The following is a 16,597-nucleotide window of genomic DNA, read 5'->3' on the forward strand; positions in this document are numbered from 1 at the left end:
CGGCCCGGCCCGGCGGCTACGGCAGCGGCTACGACATCGTCGCGAAGCGGTACACCAGCGACGCCAGCAGGACCAGCAGCAGCGGCAGCGCGAACCAGTACGAGCCCTGCAGCCGGCGCAGCTGCCGCACCCCCGGCCGGGCCATCACCCGCACCATCTCCCGCGCCGTCAGCAGCACCAGCAGCGCCACCGCCGCCAGCGCGCCGACCACCGACACCGGCGTCCACGTCACCCGCGGGCCCGCAGGGCCCGGCCTGGGCTGCGGCGCCTCCCCGGCGGGCTTCTGCTTCAGCTCGTACAGCACCGCGTCCTCGTTCCAGAACACCCGGCGCAGCTCCGCCCGGCCGTCGAGCGCCTGCCGCACCCGGCCGTCCCAGCCGGCCGCATAGCCCGCGTCGAGCTGGAGGTACACCGACTGGCCGCGGTTGACGATCAGATACGCGTTCGGGCCCGCCTTCCGGAGCGCGGTGACCAGCTCGTCCACGCGGGCCGGGTCGCGCGGGGCGAGCATCGCGTCGTACTGCACCCGCTCCATGTCCTTGGCGCCCCACGGCATGGCCGGAGTGACGTTCTTCGACGGATCGCTGCTCATCCACAGCAGCCGTACGGTCGGCTTGTCGTGCGCGTACACGAAGTCCATCGCGGCGACCTCGCCGGGCCGCACCCGCTCGAACGGCTCGTTCCCCCAGCGGGCCACCAGGAAGCCGAAGACCAGGACCAGGCCCGCCAGCAGCGCCGCCAGCGGTGCGACGAGCGGGCGGCCGGGGCCCTCGGCGGCGCGCGGGAACAGCGCGAGCGCCGCCAGGACGCACGCGCCCGGCAGCGCGAACAGGAACACCCGCAGGGCCACCTCGCCGCCGTACGACTGCATGCCGAAGGCCAGGAACGGCACGGCGGTCAGCACCAGCAGCGCCACGTCGCCGATGCCGGCGCGGCGCCGGCGCCACCAGCCGACCGCGGCGAAGGCCAGCACCCCGCCCGCGAGCAGCACCCGGGTGTAGAGCACCAGCTTGTGGACCGGGCTGCCGCCCTCGATCCGGCCCGAGACCGACGAGGAGACATTGCCGCCCAGGGACCCCAGGCCGCCGAAGAGCTCGTCGAAGTGGCCCGACCAGTACGGCTCCGCCAGGAAGCCCACCCACACCACCAGCATCACGCCACACAGCAGCGGCAGGCCGCGCAGCGTCGAGCGGCGGGTGACGACCAGGGCGGTCAGCACGCCCAGCATCACGAACGGCGTCAGCTGGTGGCTGACCACCGACGCCGCGAACAGCGCGACCACCACCGCCAGCAGCGCGCCCTGCGCCCGCCGGCCGGCCGGCAGCGGCTCCGTCTCGCCCGGGACCAGCGCGCCGCGCAGCTGCCGCGGCCAGCGGAACCACACCAGCAGCACCGCCGCGAACAGCAGGTAGAAGAAATAGTTGAGCGCCTGCGGGGAGAAATAGTCCTGCCCGACCCAGCCGCACAGCACGAACAGCCAGGCCGCCGTCCACTTCGCCCGCCACCCCGCGCGCACGGCGCGCAGCAGCAGCGCGAGAGGCGCCAGGCACAGCAGCTGGATCGCCGTCGGCCACCAGCGCAGCACCTCCGTCAGGTCGCTCACGCCGGCCACCTTCGCGGCGAACGCCATCAGGGCGAAGAACCCGGGCCAGCTCCAGCGGGCGTCCAGATCCGGCGCCGCCACGCCCGTACGGTCGATGAAGTCCAGGAAGCCCAGGTGCTGCCAGGCCGTCGCGAAGCGCGGTTGCGCCTCCAGCACCGCCGGCAGGGCGTGCAGGCACACCACCGTGAGCACCAGGACGGCCGTGAGCAGCCGGCGCCGCTGGCCGTCCAGGCACAGAGCCGCCACGAACGCGCCGATCAGCAGGGCCGCCCCGGCCAGCGTGGCCACGGGCAGCACGGAGATCAGGCCGAGCCCGCCCATCCGGTCCAGCGTCGCCTCGCCGACGCCCGCCAGCGGCGCCCAGTACAGCGCGAGGGCCGCCGCCAGCAGCAGCCAGACCGCCGCCTCCGGGCGGCGCCACCACGGCGGCGGCCCCGGGGGAGCGGTGGCCTTCTCCCGGCCGGCCTTCTCCTGGACGGCGGCCTTCTCCCGCGCGGCCGGCGTCACGGACCGGCCGGACGCGGCCGGGGAGACGGAGTGGGACACGACGACTGCCTCCGGGGTGTGCCGGAGATCAGGGCGCCTCTCCAAGTGGTCGAAGTCCAGCCGCACGCCCAGCGGCATCGTGTCCGCGTCGAGCGCGGCGCGCAGCGCCCAGCGGGTGCCGTAGCTGCCGCTGTCTCTCTCCCCGGGCCCCTCTTCGCCCTCACCCCCTAAGCCACGGGTGAGGCCGTGCCGCATCCCGCGGCGGACGCCGAGCGGCTCGGTGCGCGGGGCGTCCCGCCGGTCGCCGCGCGCCGCCAGGTCGGCCAGATCGCCGTCCGGGGCGACATCGGGAGCGTACGCGGCGGGCGCGGGCCGGGCGCCGCGCAGGATCCGGCGGAGCTTGACCGCCGAGATGGACACGATGACCGCCAGACTGCTGATCTCGGCCACCCCCGCGCCCGTGAGGCCCATGCGCGGCAGGAGCAGCAGCGTCAGCCCCAGCACCAGCACGCACAGCAGCCCCTGGAGGTAGGCCAGCCCGGCCGTCCGGCTCTGGGCCCGCAGCACCGCGAAATAGACCTCCATCACCACGCGCAGCGCCGCCCCCACCGCGAACCAGCGCAGCAGCGGCGTGGCCGCGTGGGCGTAGCCGGGGCCGAAGACGCCCAGGATGTACGGCGCGAGGAAGAACAGCAGCAGACAGACCGGCACCATGATCGTGGCCATCCGGCGCAGCGCCGCCCGGCAGTTCTCCGCGAGCCGCGCCGGGTCGTGCGAGCCCTCCACGGTCAGCGACGCGCCCATGTTGATCGCGAGCAGGTTGACCGTGCCGCCGATGGTGGTGGTGATGTAGAAGTACGCGTTGTCCTCGGAGCTGACCTGCGAGGCGATGATCACCGGCACGAGGTAGACCACGGCCAGGGAGAACAGCGAGCCCGTGTAGTCCCCGGCGAGGAAGCGGCCCATCTCGCGGTACGGGGCGGGCCGAGCCGTCGCCTCCGTCGCCGCGACGTGCGCGGGCACGAGCCGGCGGAAGACCAGCCAGCCCAGCGGCAGCACCGACACGGCGATCGAGACCACCCACGACACGAACACGCCGGAGGTGGGCAGCGTCGCCGCCAGCCCCACCAGCAGGGCCAGCTTCACCGCCGAGAAGACGGTGTTGCCCACGGGCACCCACAGCGCCCGGCGCAGACCCGTGAGCACCCCGTCCTGCAGGGTGAGCAGCGACCAGGCGACCACGGCGGCGACGAAGCCCAGGCCGTTGAGGGGGCCGTGCAGGAAGCGGTACGACGGCCCCCACGAGCCCAGGGTGAGCAGGAAGACGCCCGCCGCGAGCGCGACGACCAGTGAACTGCCCGCGTACGTACGGAAGACGAGCTTGCCCGTCGTCCGTCCGGCGACCGGGATGAACCGCGCCAGCCCCCCGGTCAGGGTCACCGCGGTGAGCCCCGCGAGGAGCTTCATCGCGGCGATGGCCGCCGAGCCCTGACCGACCGCCCCCTCCGTGTAGTACCGGGCGGCGATCAGCCAGTACCCGAGACCGAGGACGGCGCTGATGCCCGTGTTGAGCATCAGCGCGAAGGCGTTGCGGAACAGCGGGCTTCCGCCGCCCCGCCCCGGCAGCCGCAGCCTGCGGCCGGCCGGCCCCTCCGTCTCCCGCTCCTCGGTTCGGGTGGACGTGTCAGACACGGGTTTCGCTTGCCTTCCTGACGACCTGTCGGGTTCTGCGGTAGAGGGCGTACCCTTTGGTGAGCGTCCGGTCCCGGGCAAAGATCCGCCCCACCCCGCGGCCCTCGACGAGCCGCTCGAACTCGGCCATCCCCGTCGAGCGCCGCACCGTCACCCGCTCCAGGGCGTACGGCCCCTGGGGGCGGGCGGCCAGGCCGTTGCCGACGGCCAGGGAGATGCCGAAGCCCGCCGCCCGCACGATGCGCCGCACCCGCCGGCTGGAATAGCCGTAGGGATAGGCGAACGAGACCGGCGCCCGCCCCAGCTCCGTGGCCAGTATCTCGCGGCACCGCAGCACCTCGAACCACAGCTGGTCGTCCGGGAGTTGGTCGAGCTGCGGGTGGGTGTGGCTGTGCCCGCCGATCTCCACCCCCGCGGCCGCGAGCTCCCGCACCTGCCCCCAGCTCAGCATCAGGTCGAGCGCGCCCCCGGTCTCGTGCGCACCGCGGAGCCAGCCCGTGGAGGCGAACAGCGTGGCGCTGAAACGGTGCTCCACCAGCGTGGGCAGGGCGTGCCGGTGCACGCCCTCGTAGCCGTCGTCGAAGGTGATCAGGACCGGCTTCCGGGGCAGCCCGGAGCCGGCCCGCCACGCCTTCGCGAGCTCCTCGGTCGTCAGCGGGTGGAACCCGCGGTCGGCCAGGAGCCGCATCTGCCGCGCGAACGCGTGCGGCGAGACCGACAGTCCGTAGGTGGCGCGCGCGGGAGCGTGCGCCACCGCGTGATACATCAGTATCGGGACCCGGCTCGCACTCATGTGCCCGCCTCCTCTGCCGGTCTGAGTCCGGCCGGCTCCGCAGCCGCCGCCACCGCATAGCGCCCGCCGCGCCGCCGGGCCCGGAGCGTGCCCACCGCATAGCCCCCGGCCGCGGCCGTCACCCCGGCCACGATCGCCCCGGCGCGCGCCGCACCGCCGGGCCTGCCCAGCAGGGCGTCGCGCAGCCCCCGCGCGACCCCGGCGGGCAGCACCCGCGTGGTGTAGCGGCGCTCCGACGCCAGCCCCTCCTGCGCCCCCACGCTCCGCGCCACCAGGGCCTTGGACAGGCCCTCGGCGTACGAGCGGGTCCACAGATAGCCGAAGCGCTCGCGGGCCGCGGGCACCCGGTGGTGGATGACCGAACGGTCGTCGATCAGCAGGACCGCCCCGGGCACGGCCCGGGTCAGCCGGATGCACAGCTCCGTCTCCTCGCAGCCGAGCGGCAGCCGGTCGCCGTCGCGGCCGATGCCGGTGGCGAACCCGCCGGCCAGCTCGAAGGCCGACCGGCGGAAGGAGGCGTTGCCCCCGAGGACGTTGCGGACGCGGACCCTGCCGGGCGGCAGGCCCCGGTACGTGCAGCCGACGGCCCAGTCGAACTCCTCGGGGAACCAGGCGGGCCGCCGCCGGGACTCCCACACCGGCTGGGTGCGGCCGCCCACGGCCATCACCCGGGGGTCGGCGTAGGCCTCGGCGAAGTGCCGCAGCCAGTCCCGCTCGGCGACGGCGTCGTCGTCGAGGAAGGCGATGACCTCGCCGGACGAGGCCGCGATGCCGGTGTTGCGGCCCGCGGACAGGCCGCGGGGGCCCGCGTTGGCGAGCACCCGCACCCCGTCCCCGGCGCAGCCGTCGTCCCCGTACTGCTTGGCGAGCCGCCGCAGCAGGGCCGGATTGTGGTCCACGACCACCAGGGTCTCCAGAGCCGGCCGGGACTGTGCGTGGACCGAGGCCACCGAGGCGACGATGTCGTCCCAGCGGTCCTCGGTGTAGACACAGATGACCACCGAGACTTCAGGACCGCCGGCCGGGCCGGCGCCGTCCGCCGCGCCGGCCGGGGAGCCGTGGGGGGAAGCGGTGGAGGTCAAGACACTTCCCCACGGTTGGCTGCGGGCGCGATGGCCGGCCGCAGCGGGCGGCGGCGCCGGGTGCCGCGCTCCTGCAGGATCACTTTCAGCACGCGCAGCCCGTCCCGCACGGCCCGCAGATTGCTGGCGCCGTGGATGCGGACGAACTCGTGGCTGGGAATCTCCTGGACGCGAAGGCCCGCCTTGACGACTCTGATGTTCATCAGGGTCTCGACCTCGAAGCCCGCGCAGTCGAGGGCGATGTCGTCCAGGCAGTGCTTCCAGAAGGCGTTGTAGCCGTAGCACAGGTCGGTGTAGCGGGCGCCGAACTTGTGGTTGACGATCGAGCACAGCACGCGGTTGCCGAGCTTGCGGATCGGCGTCATATCGTCCGTGCCGCCGCCGTTGGCGAACCGTGAGCCCTTGGCGAAGTCCGCACCGCCGACGAGGGCGGACACATAGCTCACGATCTCGCTGCCGTCGGCGGAGCCGTCCGCGTCGACCATCACGATGATGTCGCCCGTGCAGGCGGCGAAGCCCGTGATCAGGGCGTCGCCCTTGCCCTTGCCGAGCTGCTGGACCACCTTCACGCCGGGCCACAGCTCCCGGGCGACCGCGATGGTGTCGTCCGTGGAGTTGCCGTCGACCAGGACGACCTCGTGGATCCACTCCGGAAGGGTCTTGAAGACGTACGGGAGGTTCTCCGCCTCGTTCATGGCGGGGATCACGACGCTCACCGGTGGAGCTATGGCGAAGTGCGTCGTCACCGGGCGGTAATGGGCGGCGACCAGGCCCTCCTGATCAGCCGCCGGGCGCAGGAAAGAACTCATGACTCGGATGTCCCTCTCGTCCGGTGGACCGCCCGCCCCGAGCGGTCCGGTGGCGTATCCGGTTCGAAAAGGGGGTACTCACCCCGCCCTGACGGCACTCAACGCCGCATGGGCCGGGTGAGCTGGCAACGGTTGCTGGCCACGCGGTTAACGCGACTCGGCGACTCTGATCAGCCGGACGCGGCACCCCCCACCGCGCCCCGCCCCGGGCACCATCGCGACGCTTGCCCTCCCCTTGAGCCGCTTTGCATGATGGGCCGATGCGGGTGGATGTACGACGGTATTGATGGTTGAGACTGTATGGCAAGAGCTGGTGCGGTGACTCCTCCTTTGGGTGTTTTTTGCGCCCAACTCCTGTGCTGTGTTGACGCTTTGTGCCGTTGGCGGCGCACGCGCGCCGCAGTGCGCCGTCAGTCCCCCTGGCGCAACCTGCCCACGCGCTTGAGCAGCCGGTCGGCCGGCTCGAAGAGCTCGGGCCGGGACAGCACGGTGTTGCGCAGGGCCCGCACCGGCGCACGCCGGGCCCGGTGCCCCAGGGCCACCGGGTGCCGGCGCGTGACCCACCCCTCGGACACGCAGAGCTCGCGCGTCTTGAGCGAGTTCTTGTACTCCTTCTCGCCCCGCCCGAGGTCGAGGTAGGCCAGCCCCGCGGCGGCCGCCCCCTCCGCCATCCGCAGGTGCAGCACGAGGCCCGGCGAGTACTTGGCGAACGCCGGGTCGTACGACGGGAACCAGCAGGCGAGCACCTGCCGCGAACGCAGCCCGAAGTGGGCCGCGACCGGCCGCTCCCCGGCGTACAGCACCGACAGCAGGCCCGCGAAGGACTCCGTCCTGGTGTGGAAGAGCTGCTCGACCAGGCGCGCTATCCAGGGGCGCGCGAACCGGTCGCTGCGCCCCGTTCTTCGGTACTGCGCGGACTTCCAGGAGATCAGCGTCCGCAGCGCCTCCGGGTCGCGCTCGTCGTGCACGTACCGCACCTCGCCGATGTCGCGGCCGAGCCGGCGCTCCTTGGCGAGCGTGGTGCGGGTGAACTTCGGCGACTGCTTGCGCAGGACCGCCAGATACGGCTCGAAACCCTGCTCGACATCGACCACGGGCGACCGGTAGGACCCCGAGGCACCGGCCTCGAACGGCTTCTGACCCTCCACCAGGTGGTCGAACTCCCACACCGACAGCCCGCAGGCGTGCAGCAGCTCGCGGGCGTCCCACTGGAAGCCGGGCCGGTGGATGAGCCCCTGGGCGTCCGAGACGCCGAGGCCGATCGCCCGGCCCACCCCGAGGGCGGAGCGCTGGTACGGGAAGAAGCCGGCGGGCTCGCCGTCCTCGCGCACCACCGCGATCCGTGCCCCGGCCCGGCACCGGCCGACCGCGAGGGCGAACTCGGGTGCGAGGAAAGGATTCGCAAGCTGCGGAGAGCCGTCCTCCACGGCCCTGGACTGCAGGGCAGACCAGGCCGCCCGGTCGGCTGCGGTGAGCTCGCCGGGCCGGTACACGCTGATGTTCACGTCAGGAAGCCCGACTTTTCGCCGTGCGGCCCCGGTGCCGCCGCACGTGTGCCAGCAGGAACAGGAGGAGGCTGACGGCCGCGATCACGGCGACGCCACCCCGCACCGTCCAGGCGTGGAGCGCGAGCATGGCCTGTGCGACCAGCATGTCGACGGCGACGGCCCCGCCGGCCGCCACCACGGACCTGCTGAGCGGATCGAGGCCGCGCAGCGCCGCCCCCACGGCGCAGGCCGGCGCGACGAGCAGGAAGAAGAGGGTGAACGGCGCGCGCAGTGGCGAGCCGATGTCGGCGAGGGCCAGCACGGCGCCGACCCCCGCGATCGCCGTGGCGGCCCCCGCCACCACGGGAAGGGAGTCCCCGGCCGGTGACGCGCCCGCGGCTGCCGGCCGGTCGGGTGCGGCCGCGGGCCCGGTGTGCCGGGCGGTGGTGGCCGGGCCGGGCGGGCCGGAAGAACCAGAAGAAACAGCGCTTCCGGGCGGGCCGGACGGGCTGGAAGGAATGGATGTGCCGGGTGTGCCGGACGGGCCGGTGAGACCGGTGGGATCTGTGAAGCTCTGCATTGGCGACTTTGCCCCCCGAAGCGCCGGATGCCGAGGCTTCAATGTCGCGCAATCGGCGGAGCGACGTCAAGATGTGAAGGCCGTGCAAACAGCCTCCGGTTACCGCATCGGAGCGAAACCGGAGGCTTTCGGTCAGGTGAATACTGCACGAATATGTTGACCCGTCAGATTGTCCCCCGCTGTAGGTGACCGGGCGTTCATTGGCTCACATCTTTGTCATGGACACTTCCTTGAATCGCGGACTGCTGCTACCACGGGTACGGCAGAAACCCTGGTAAAGGAGGTTCCATGAAGCTGTCCCGCCTCGCGGGTTCCCTCTCCGCGTTCGCCCTCGCCGCCGTGTTCGCCCTCACCGGAGCCGGCGCCGCCCAAGCCGCGTCCCAGGCCGCAACTCCCGGCTATGTGGCGCTCGGTGACTCCTACTCGGCCGGCCTGGGGGCCGGGAGCTACTACACGAACAGCGGGGACTGCAAGCGCAGCTCCAAGTCCTACCCCGCGCTCTGGGCGGCCGCGCACGCCCCCTCGAGCTTCGCCTTCACCGCCTGCTCGGGCGCCCGAACGGGTGATGTTCTGAGCAAGCAGCTCGGCCCGCTGAACAGCTCGACCGGCCTCGTCTCCCTCAGCATCGGAGGGAATGACGCCGGTTTCGCCGACACCATGAGCACCTGCGTGCTCAGCAGCGACAGTGCGTGTCTGGAGCGGATCAATCAGGCCCGTACGTATGTCCAGAACACGCTTCCCGGGGAACTCGACAAGGTCTATACCGCCATCAAGGGCAGAGCCCCCACCGCCCGCGTCGTCGTCCTCGGATATCCGCGCTTCTACAAACTCGGCACCATCTGCACCGGCCTCAGCGAGACCAAGAGGACGGCCATCAACAGCGCTGCTGACCTGCTCAATTCCGTGATCGCCAAACGGGTCGCCGACCACGGCTTCTCCTACGGGGACGCCGCCGCCGGCTTCACCGGTCACGAGCTCTGCTCGGGCAGCCCCTGGCTGAACAGCGTGACCTTCCCGATCGACAGCTCCTACCACCCGAACGCGGCGGGCCAGGCCGGAGGCTATCTGCCGGTCTTCTCCTCAGCCGCCTGACCCGTAGCCGTAGGTCGGGCCCGTCGAAGCGGAGGGCGACGGGCCCGGTGGCCGCGACGGCGACGCCGGGCCCGGCGATGACGGCTTGTCCGGCGGCCTGCCGGACGCGGAGTCCCGGCAGGTGACCCTGAACGACACATGGTTGGAGGTGACCTTCTGCGGATCAGTGACCTCGACGCCGATCCAGTCCTTGCCCGAGTCGCGAGGGGCCTCGAAGTGCCGCAGCATGACGGTCCTGCCGTTCGTCACGTCGACGGACTGGTCGGCGCCCACCTGCCCGCTGCCGGTGATCCAGTGATAGACGAGACGGACGGGGGAGCGGTCGACGGTGAACGTCACCCGGAACGCGGGGCCCGAGCTCACGGGCTGCGGCGGGCAGGGGCCCGTGTACGCGTCGCGCTCCGCCTCGACGGAGGCCCGCACCCCGGACGACGAGCCGCCGGCGGAACCGCCGGCGTCCGGGGACTTCCCGGAGGAGCTGCCCGCCTGCCCCGCCCCCGCGTTCTTGTCCGGGGCGGCGGGCGCCTCGCTGCCGCTGTCGCCGCTGCTCCGGGTGAAGGCCCACACCAGGCCGCCGGCCAGCAGCGCGAGCACGACGGCGGCGACCGCGAGGACCACGGCGGGGCGGCGCCGCCGCGCACCGTCACCGGCCGGCCCGGCGGGGGTGTCCCCCTCCGGCGGGCCGAAGCCGCCGCCGCGCCCCCCGGCGGGCCCTCCCGGGCTGCCGGCCGGATCGTGCGGCGGGGCGTGCGCGGCAAGCGTCGTGGCTTCGGATCCGGACGGCGTACCCGCGCCGGGCACCGTGCCGCCCCGCGACACGGCCCGCAGCATGTCCTCCGCCTCCTCGGCGCCGAGCCGCAGGGCGGGGTCCTTGCGCAGCAGCCCTGCCAGGACGGGCGCGAGCGCCCCCGCCCGGACCGGGGCCGGGAGCTGCTGGTCCACCACGGCCCGCATGGTGGAGAGAGGGGTGTCCTGGCGGAAGGGGGAGACGCCCTCCACCGCCGCGTACAGCGTCACGCCCAGCGACCAGAGGTCGGAGGCGGGGCCGGGCGGATGCCCGAGCGCCCGCTCGGGGGCGAGGAACTCGGGGGAGCCCACCAGCTCCCCGGTCCGGGTCAGCGCCGAGCTCCCCTCGACCGTTGCGATGCCGAAGTCGGTGAGCACGACACGCCCGTCGTTGGCGAGGAGGACGTTGCCCGGTTTCACGTCGCGGTGCAGCACGCCCGCCGCGTGCGCTCCCCGGAGCGCGGAGAGCACCCCGGCGCCGATGTGCGCCGCGTGCGCCGGGGGCAGCGGGCCCTCGGTCTCCAGGGCGTCGGCCAGGGAGAGGCCGCGCACCAGCTCCATCACGATCCAGGGCCGGCCCTCGTCGGAGGCCACGTCGAAGACGGTGACGACATGCGGGTGCGCGATCCGCGCGGCGGCCCTGGCCTCGCGTTCCAGCCGTACGTACAGCTGCCGGACCTCGTGGTCGAGCAGGCCCGCCGGGGCCCGCACCTCCTTGACGGCCACGTCGCGGTCGAGCACCTCGTCCCGCGCGCGCCACACCACTCCCATGCCGCCGCGGCCCAGTTGTTCCAGCAGCCGGTACCGGCCCGCCACCACCCGGCCCGGCGGCACCGCTGCCCCCTCCGGACCGCCCCCGGACATCCCGCTCATCGACGGGCCCCCTCCAGCAAGAGAGCGATTCGGGGTGAATCTACCGCAACGGAGCGTGATTGCCCCCTCTTCTGCATATCCTTGACCCGCTAACTCGCCCACAGTGACGGCAGGTTCACGCCAGCCCTGTCAACGCCCTTGACGGAGTGGTGAATCCGCCCCGCCGATGCGCGGGTGACGGAAGAGGGCGGTAGGGTTACCCTGCCTGAGCCGGGTGCCTCGTTCGGGTGGGGAGTCTCAATGGATCAGATAGCAATGCGCGGCAGGCCACGGGTGCCTGCCATCAGCTGCAACAGCGGCGCGTCCAGCGCGCGCCTCGACCGCCATCTCGCGGTGCTGGGCGGGCCTGCCGTGCCCCAGCGCGAAGTCGAGGGGGCGACCCTGCTGATGCGCGAGCTGACCACACGTGATCACGCGCGCGCCAAGCAGAGCCGGACCGCCAAGGTCTCCCTCCTCGCGCCGCTGAGACGGCTGCGTCGCTCCCTGTTCGGCAACCACGACTGAGCCCCGGCCCCGAGCGCAAGCGCCCCACCGTCGACGCCGTCGGCCCTCCACCCTCTCCCCAGGGCGCGGCCGCACGGCGCCGTGGCATGTCCGGCTCCCTTCTCCGGCACGCCGTGGTCAGGCCGTGCCGCGTGCGTACCGCCTGACCGTGAGCGGCACGAAGACCGCAAGCAGCAGCACCGCCCAGCCGGTCGCCGCGAGCAAGGGGTGGGCGACCGGCCATGACGCGTCGGCGGCGGGCCGGCCGTTGCCGAAGAGCTCCCGGCAGGCGGTGGTGAGCGCGCTGATCGGGTTCCACTCGGCCACCGTGCGCAGCCAGCCCGGCATGCCCTCGGTCGGCACGTAGGCGTTCGACAGCAGCGGCAGCATGAAGGTCGCTCCGGCCAGCTGGCCCGCGCTCTCCTCGTTGCCGATCACCAGGCCCAGGTAGTGGCCGATCCAGGCCGTGACCAGCCGGAAGAGCAGCAGCAGGGCGAAGGCGCCCGCGGCGCCGGCCGCACCGCCCTCGATCCGCCAGCCGACGGCCAGTCCGCAGAGCACGAGCGGTACGAGCCCCAGCGCCGCGAGCACCACGTCGGCCGCCGTCTGCCCGGCGGGAAGGGCGAAGCGGTTCATGGGCAGGGTGCGGAAGCGGTCCATGACGCCGCGCTGGAGATCCTGTGATGACGCCAGCATCGCCGTCATCACGCCGTTGACGGCCGTCACCGCGAACAGCCCCGGCACGAGGTACGCCCGGTAGTTCGCGCCCCCCTCCAGCGCCACTGCGCTGCCGAAGACGTAGCCGAAGAAGAGCAGCATCGTGACCGGCATGGTCAGGGTGATGACGAGCAGTCCGGGCACGCGGCGCATCCGCTGCAGGTGGCGGCCGAGCACGGCCCGGGTGTCGGACAGGGCGAGCGTGTTCATGCGGCGGCCTCCCCGGCCTCGGTGCGGGCGCCGTCGCCGGCGGTCAGGTGCAGGAAGACCTCGTCCAGCGTGGGCTGCCGCAGGGCGGCGTCGACGACGGGGACGCCCGCCGCGTCGAGCTCGCGCACGAGGTGAGGCAGCGTCAGGCCCGGGTCCGTGGTGACCGCGTTGGCCGAACGCCGCGCGGGGTCGAGGGCCGGCCGGCCGCCCGTGAGCCGGGCCAGGACGGCCGCCGCGCCCGCGAGCGCGGCCCCCTCCGCGACGACCACCTCGGCGTGGGCGCCGAGGCGGGCCTTGAGCTGCGCGGGCGTGCCCCGTACGGCCGCGCGCCCGTCGTCGACGAGCACGACCTCGTCGGCCAACTGATCGGCCTCCTCGAGGTATTGCGTGGTGAGCAGGACGGTGGTGCCGTGCTCGGTCAGTTCGCGGACCGCGTCCCAGATGGCGCCGCGGCTGGCCGGGTCGAGGCCGGTCGTCGGCTCGTCCAGGAAGAGCACGCGGGGCTTGGTCAGCACGCTCGCGGCGAGGTCGAGGCGGCGGCGCATGCCGCCGGAGTAGGTGCGGGCCGGGCGGTCCGCGGCGTCCCCGAGGCCGAAGTGGTCCAGCAGGACGTCGGCGCGGGCGCGGGCCGTGGCGCGGTCGAGCCGGTGCAGGCGGGCGAAGAGCCGCAGGTTCTCGCGGCCCGTCAGGTCGGCGTCCACGGAGGTCGACTGGCCGGTGACGCCGATGGAGCGGCGCACGTCCCGGGGTGCGCGGAGGACGTCGTGCCCGGCGACCCGCGCCGTTCCCGCGTCGGGAGCGATGAGGGTGGTCAGGAGGCGGACGGCGGTGGTCTTGCCCGCGCCGTTGCGCCCGAGGAGCCCGCAGACGGTGCCCTCGGGCACGGCGAGGTCGAGCCCGCGCAGCGCATGCACGGTGCCGAAGCGCTTCTCCAGCCCCTCACTAAGTACAGCGTACGTAGTCATGGCCGTGACCCTACCCCACTACGTACGGCGTACGTAACTAGGATGGTGGGCGAGGTGATGATCCATGGCAGCCAGCGGCCGTACGGCCCGCCCCGAGGTGATCTGGGCCCGCCCCGAGCGTGCGGCCCGCGGCCCGCGCCCCGCGCACACCCGCGCGGAGATCGCGGCGGCGGCGGTGCGCGTCGCGGACGCGGAGGGGGCCGACGGCGTCTCGATGCGCCGCGTGGCGGCCGAGATCGGCTGCGGCACGATGTCGCTCTACAACTACGTCCCGCGCAAGGAGGACCTGTACGAGCTGATGGTCGACGCCGTCAGCGCCGAGTACGACCTCTCCGCGGAGCCCTCGGGCGACTGGCGGGCGGACACCCTCGCCCTCGCCGCGCAGACCCGCGCCCTGATGCACCGCCACCCCTGGCTGCCGCGGCTGATGTCGCCCGCCCACGGGTTCAGCCCCAACGCGCTGCGGTACCTGGAGCACTTCCTGCGGGTGCTGGAGCCCCTCGACGCCGGCGGGGGCACCAAGATGGAGCTCATCTCGATGGTCAACGGCGTCGTCTCCACCTACGTGGTCAACGAGCTCTCCGAGGCGGAGCGGGCCCGCACCTCGCCCTTCCCGCCCGGCCAGGAGCACGCCGCGCGCATGGCCCACCTGGCGCGCGAGCTGTCCCGCGGCGAGCATCCCCGCCTGGCCGCCGTCATCGGCGCGGGCTTCGCCGCCGTGGACCTCGACGCGCAGTTCGCGCGCGCGCTCGGCCGGTTGCTCGACGGCTTCGACCCGGCGCGCGTCAGTCCGCCGCCGGGTCCGTCCGCTCCTCGGTCTCCAGCGTGACGGTGAAGGAGAACCGGTCGCCGCGGTAGCGGATCCGGGCCACGTCCACCGCCCGGCCCGACTCGTCGTACGTCACGCCCGTGTAGTGCAGGATCGGGCTCAGCAGCGGCACCCGCAGCAGCCGCGCCGTCTCCGGGTCGGCGAGCCGGGCCTCGACCGTGTCCGTGATCCGGCTGATCCGGACGCCCACGGCGTCCCGCAGCACCTTCGTCATCGGCCAGCGGGCCAGGTCCGCCACGTCGATGCGCCCGGCGATCTCCGGGCGGACCAGGTTCTCCGCCCAGTTCGTCGGCTCGCCCGACTCCCCGTCGCAGCGCAGCCGCCGGAAGACCACCGCCTCCGCCAGGCCGGGGAAGTGGCCGGCCAGCTCCGCCGGGACCGGGGCGGGCCCGTGGCCCAGCACGGTCGTCCGCTCGCCGGACTGCTGCGCCACGATCGCGTCGACCGAGCCGAGCAGCCGCACGGGGGAGCCGCGCCGGGCGCTCGGCTCGATGAAGGTGCCGCGCCGCCGGTGCCGGCTGATCAGCCCCTCCTCCTCCAGCTCCTTCAGCGCCTGCCGCATGGTCAGGACGCTCACGCCGTAGTGCTCGGCGAGGGCGTCCTCGGTGGGCAGGCGCAGCGGGTCGTCCGGGCAGCGTCCGAGTATCGAGGCCCGCAGCGACTGCGACACCTGGTACCAGAGCGGCAGCTTGCGATTGAGCGCGAGGGAGTCGGGAGCGAAGGTGGTCACGGGAAGCTCCGTGGGCGTCAGCGACGGAAGTGGCGCTGCAGACCCTGCCACACGCCGTCGTAGCCCGTCTGCAGGTGGTCGGCGGCGGTCGCCTGCGCGGTGAGCGTCACCGGCCAGCGCGTCTCGAACATGAAGGCCAGCCCGTCGTCCACCTTCTGCGGCTTCAGCTCGGCCGCGCTCGCCGCCTCGAAGGTGTCCCGGTCGGGCCCGTGCGCCGACATCATGTTGTGCAGCGACCCGCCGCCCGGCACGAAGCCCCCCTCGCCGGCGGTCTTCGCGTCGTACGCGCCCTCGATCAGGCCCATGTACTCGCTCATCACGTTCCGGTGGAAGTACGGCGGCCGGAAGGTGTCCTCGCCCACGAGCCAGCGCGGCGCGAAGACGACGAAGTCGACGCCCGCCAGCCCCGGGGTGTCCGACGGCGACGTGAGCACCGTGAAGATCGACGGGTCCGGGTGGTCGTAGCTGATCGAGCCGATGACGTTGAAGCGGCGCAGGTCGTAGACGTACGGGACGAGGTTGCCGTGCCAGGCGACCACGTCCAGCGGCGAGTGGTCGTACGTCGCCGTCCAGAGGTTGCCGCAGAACTTGCTGACCACCTCGACGGGGCCCGCTGCGTCGCCGGAGTCTTCGTACGCCGCGACCGGCGCGAGGAAGTCCCGCGCGTTCGCCAGCCCGTTCGCGCCGATCGGCCCCAGCTCCGGGAGGACGAAGGGCTGCCCGTAGTTCTCGCAGACGTAGCCGCGGGCGGTGGCGTCGAGGAGCTCGACGCGGAAGCGCACCCCGCGCGGGATCAGCGCCACGTGCCCCGGCTCGGCGCGCAGCAGCCCGAACTCCGTCCGCAGCAGCAGCCCGCCGCGCTCGGGCACGATGAGCAGCTCGCCGTCGGCGTCGCTGAACACCCGGTCGGTCATGGAGGCGTTCGCGGCGTAGAGGTGGACGGCCATGCCGGTGCGCTGCGTGACGTCGCCGTTGCCGCCGAGCGTCCACAGGCCGGCGAGGAAGTCCGTGCCCGCGGGCGGCTCGGGCAGCGGGTTCCAGCGCAGCCGGTTGGGGTCGGGCACGGCGTCGGTGAACGGCGCGCTCGCCAGGTGACCGTTGCCGGTGCGGGTGAACTGCGGGTGCGCGGCGGAGGGCCGGATGCGGTAGAGCCACGACCTGCGGTTGCTGTGCCGGGGCTCGGTGAAGGCCGTGCCGCTCAGCTGCTCCGCGTACAGCCCGAGCGGGGCCCGCTGCGGGGAGTTGCGCCCGTCGGGCAGCGCCCCCGGAACGGCCTCGCTGCTGTGCTCGTTGCCGAAACCGGCCGAGTAGGCGAGCCCCTCGGCGGTCTTCCGCGCCTGCTCGTTGCCCGTACCGCTCATCGCGTGCTCCCAGAGCCGA

At 73.4% G+C, this 16,597-nt stretch carries 14 protein-coding genes; 3 read left to right on the top strand and 11 right to left on the bottom strand.

Annotated elements, in window-relative coordinates; translation table 11 throughout:
- Positions 1–28: 28 nt before the first annotated feature.
- The 6 genes from IF61_RS0118655 to IF61_RS35335 form a co-directional block, all read right to left on the bottom strand.
- The gene (locus tag IF61_RS0118655; RefSeq protein WP_030367566.1) at positions 29–3,781 is read right to left on the bottom strand and encodes a lipopolysaccharide biosynthesis protein; all 3,753 of its coding nucleotides are present in this window, start codon (positions 3,779–3,781) and stop codon (positions 29–31) included.
- A complete protein-coding gene (locus IF61_RS0118660; protein WP_030367567.1) occupies positions 3,774–4,574 on the bottom strand; it encodes a polysaccharide deacetylase family protein in 801 nt (266 codons plus the stop codon). The genes IF61_RS0118655 and IF61_RS0118660 overlap by 8 nt, the downstream gene beginning before the upstream one ends.
- A complete protein-coding gene (locus tag IF61_RS0118665; protein ID WP_052392815.1) occupies positions 4,571–5,575 on the bottom strand; it encodes a glycosyltransferase family 2 protein in 1,005 nt (334 codons plus the stop codon). The genes IF61_RS0118660 and IF61_RS0118665 overlap by 4 nt, the downstream gene beginning before the upstream one ends.
- Before the next feature lie 77 nt (positions 5,576–5,652).
- Positions 5,653–6,465 carry a glycosyltransferase family 2 protein gene (locus IF61_RS0118670; protein WP_030367569.1) on the bottom strand — a complete coding sequence of 271 codons (813 nt, stop codon included), beginning with the start codon at positions 6,463–6,465 and terminating at the stop codon, positions 5,653–5,655.
- Positions 6,466–6,875: 410 nt separating this feature from the next.
- Positions 6,876–7,970: a GNAT family N-acetyltransferase gene (locus IF61_RS0118675; protein ID WP_030367570.1), complete on the bottom strand. Its 1,095-nt coding sequence runs from the start codon at positions 7,968–7,970 to the stop codon at positions 6,876–6,878.
- 1 nt (position 7,971) lies between these two features.
- Positions 7,972–8,316, bottom strand: coding sequence for a hypothetical protein (locus IF61_RS35335; RefSeq protein WP_043189728.1), 345 nt, complete (start codon positions 8,314–8,316; stop codon positions 7,972–7,974).
- A 504-nt stretch (positions 8,317–8,820) separates the two neighbouring features.
- On the opposite strand from IF61_RS35335, the gene IF61_RS0118685 reads away from it, so the two are divergent.
- Entirely contained in the window at positions 8,821–9,624 is an 804-nt protein-coding gene (locus tag IF61_RS0118685; RefSeq protein ID WP_030367572.1) for an SGNH/GDSL hydrolase family protein, read from the top strand.
- Here the strand turns inward: IF61_RS0118685 and IF61_RS0118690 are convergent.
- Entirely contained in the window at positions 9,613–11,283 is a 1,671-nt protein-coding gene (locus IF61_RS0118690) for a serine/threonine-protein kinase (RefSeq protein ID WP_245684554.1), read from the bottom strand. The two genes, IF61_RS0118685 and IF61_RS0118690, sit on opposite strands and share 12 nt — an antisense overlap.
- Positions 11,284–11,523: 240 nt before the next feature.
- Between IF61_RS0118690 and IF61_RS0118695 the strand changes: the two genes are divergently transcribed.
- On the top strand, positions 11,524–11,787 hold the full coding sequence (locus IF61_RS0118695; protein WP_043189731.1) for a hypothetical protein: 264 nt from the start codon (positions 11,524–11,526) through the stop codon (positions 11,785–11,787).
- A 117-nt stretch (positions 11,788–11,904) separates the two neighbouring features.
- On the opposite strand, the gene IF61_RS0118700 is transcribed toward IF61_RS0118695, so the two are convergent.
- Together IF61_RS0118700 and IF61_RS0118705 are read right to left on the bottom strand one after the other, a co-directional pair.
- Positions 11,905–12,693: an ABC transporter permease gene (locus tag IF61_RS0118700; RefSeq protein ID WP_030367575.1), complete on the bottom strand. Its 789-nt coding sequence runs from the start codon at positions 12,691–12,693 to the stop codon at positions 11,905–11,907.
- Positions 12,690–13,658, bottom strand: coding sequence for a daunorubicin resistance protein DrrA family ABC transporter ATP-binding protein (locus tag IF61_RS0118705; protein WP_030367576.1), 969 nt, complete (start codon positions 13,656–13,658; stop codon positions 12,690–12,692). Before IF61_RS0118705 ends, IF61_RS0118700 begins: the two co-directional genes overlap by 4 nt.
- A 64-nt stretch (positions 13,659–13,722) precedes the next feature.
- On the opposite strand from IF61_RS0118705, the gene IF61_RS0118710 reads away from it, so the two are divergent.
- Positions 13,723–14,487, top strand: coding sequence for a TetR/AcrR family transcriptional regulator C-terminal domain-containing protein (locus IF61_RS0118710; RefSeq protein ID WP_052392803.1), 765 nt, complete (start codon positions 13,723–13,725; stop codon positions 14,485–14,487).
- On the opposite strand, the gene IF61_RS0118715 is transcribed toward IF61_RS0118710, so the two are convergent.
- Both IF61_RS0118715 and hmgA read right to left on the bottom strand, forming a co-directional pair.
- Positions 14,444–15,217 carry a GntR family transcriptional regulator gene (locus IF61_RS0118715; RefSeq protein ID WP_030367578.1) on the bottom strand — a complete coding sequence of 258 codons (774 nt, stop codon included), beginning with the start codon at positions 15,215–15,217 and terminating at the stop codon, positions 14,444–14,446. The two genes, IF61_RS0118710 and IF61_RS0118715, sit on opposite strands and share 44 nt — an antisense overlap.
- Positions 15,218–15,234: 17 nt before the next feature.
- Complete coding sequence (gene hmgA / locus IF61_RS0118720; protein ID WP_030367579.1) at positions 15,235–16,578, bottom strand: homogentisate 1,2-dioxygenase; 1,344 nt, start codon at positions 16,576–16,578, stop codon at positions 15,235–15,237.
- Between the last annotated feature and the right edge of the window lie 19 nt (positions 16,579–16,597).

The sequence above is a fragment of the Streptomyces roseoverticillatus genome (genome assembly GCF_000719265.1).
GTDB classification, from domain to species: domain Bacteria; phylum Actinomycetota; class Actinomycetes; order Streptomycetales; family Streptomycetaceae; genus Streptomyces; species Streptomyces roseoverticillatus.

What these genes read in the sequence shown, in the direction of transcription:
- IF61_RS0118660 (WP_030367567.1), bottom strand. Translation starts at nt 4,574, where the DNA reads ATGAGTGCGAGCCGGGTCCCGATACTGATGTATCACGCGGTGGCGCAC.
- IF61_RS0118670 (WP_030367569.1), bottom strand. Translation starts at nt 6,465, where the DNA reads ATGAGTTCTTTCCTGCGCCCGGCGGCTGATCAGGAGGGCCTGGTCGCC.
- IF61_RS0118685 (WP_030367572.1), top strand. Translation starts at nt 8,821, where the DNA reads ATGAAGCTGTCCCGCCTCGCGGGTTCCCTCTCCGCGTTCGCCCTCGCC.
- IF61_RS0118690 (WP_245684554.1), bottom strand. Translation starts at nt 11,283, where the DNA reads ATGAGCGGGATGTCCGGGGGCGGTCCGGAGGGGGCAGCGGTGCCGCCG.
- IF61_RS0118695 (WP_043189731.1), top strand. Translation starts at nt 11,524, where the DNA reads ATGGATCAGATAGCAATGCGCGGCAGGCCACGGGTGCCTGCCATCAGC.
- IF61_RS0118700 (WP_030367575.1), bottom strand. Translation starts at nt 12,693, where the DNA reads ATGAACACGCTCGCCCTGTCCGACACCCGGGCCGTGCTCGGCCGCCAC.
- IF61_RS0118705 (WP_030367576.1), bottom strand. Translation starts at nt 13,658, where the DNA reads ATGACTACGTACGCTGTACTTAGTGAGGGGCTGGAGAAGCGCTTCGGC.
- IF61_RS0118710 (WP_052392803.1), top strand. Translation starts at nt 13,723, where the DNA reads ATGGCAGCCAGCGGCCGTACGGCCCGCCCCGAGGTGATCTGGGCCCGC.
- hmgA (WP_030367579.1), bottom strand. Translation starts at nt 16,578, where the DNA reads ATGAGCGGTACGGGCAACGAGCAGGCGCGGAAGACCGCCGAGGGGCTC.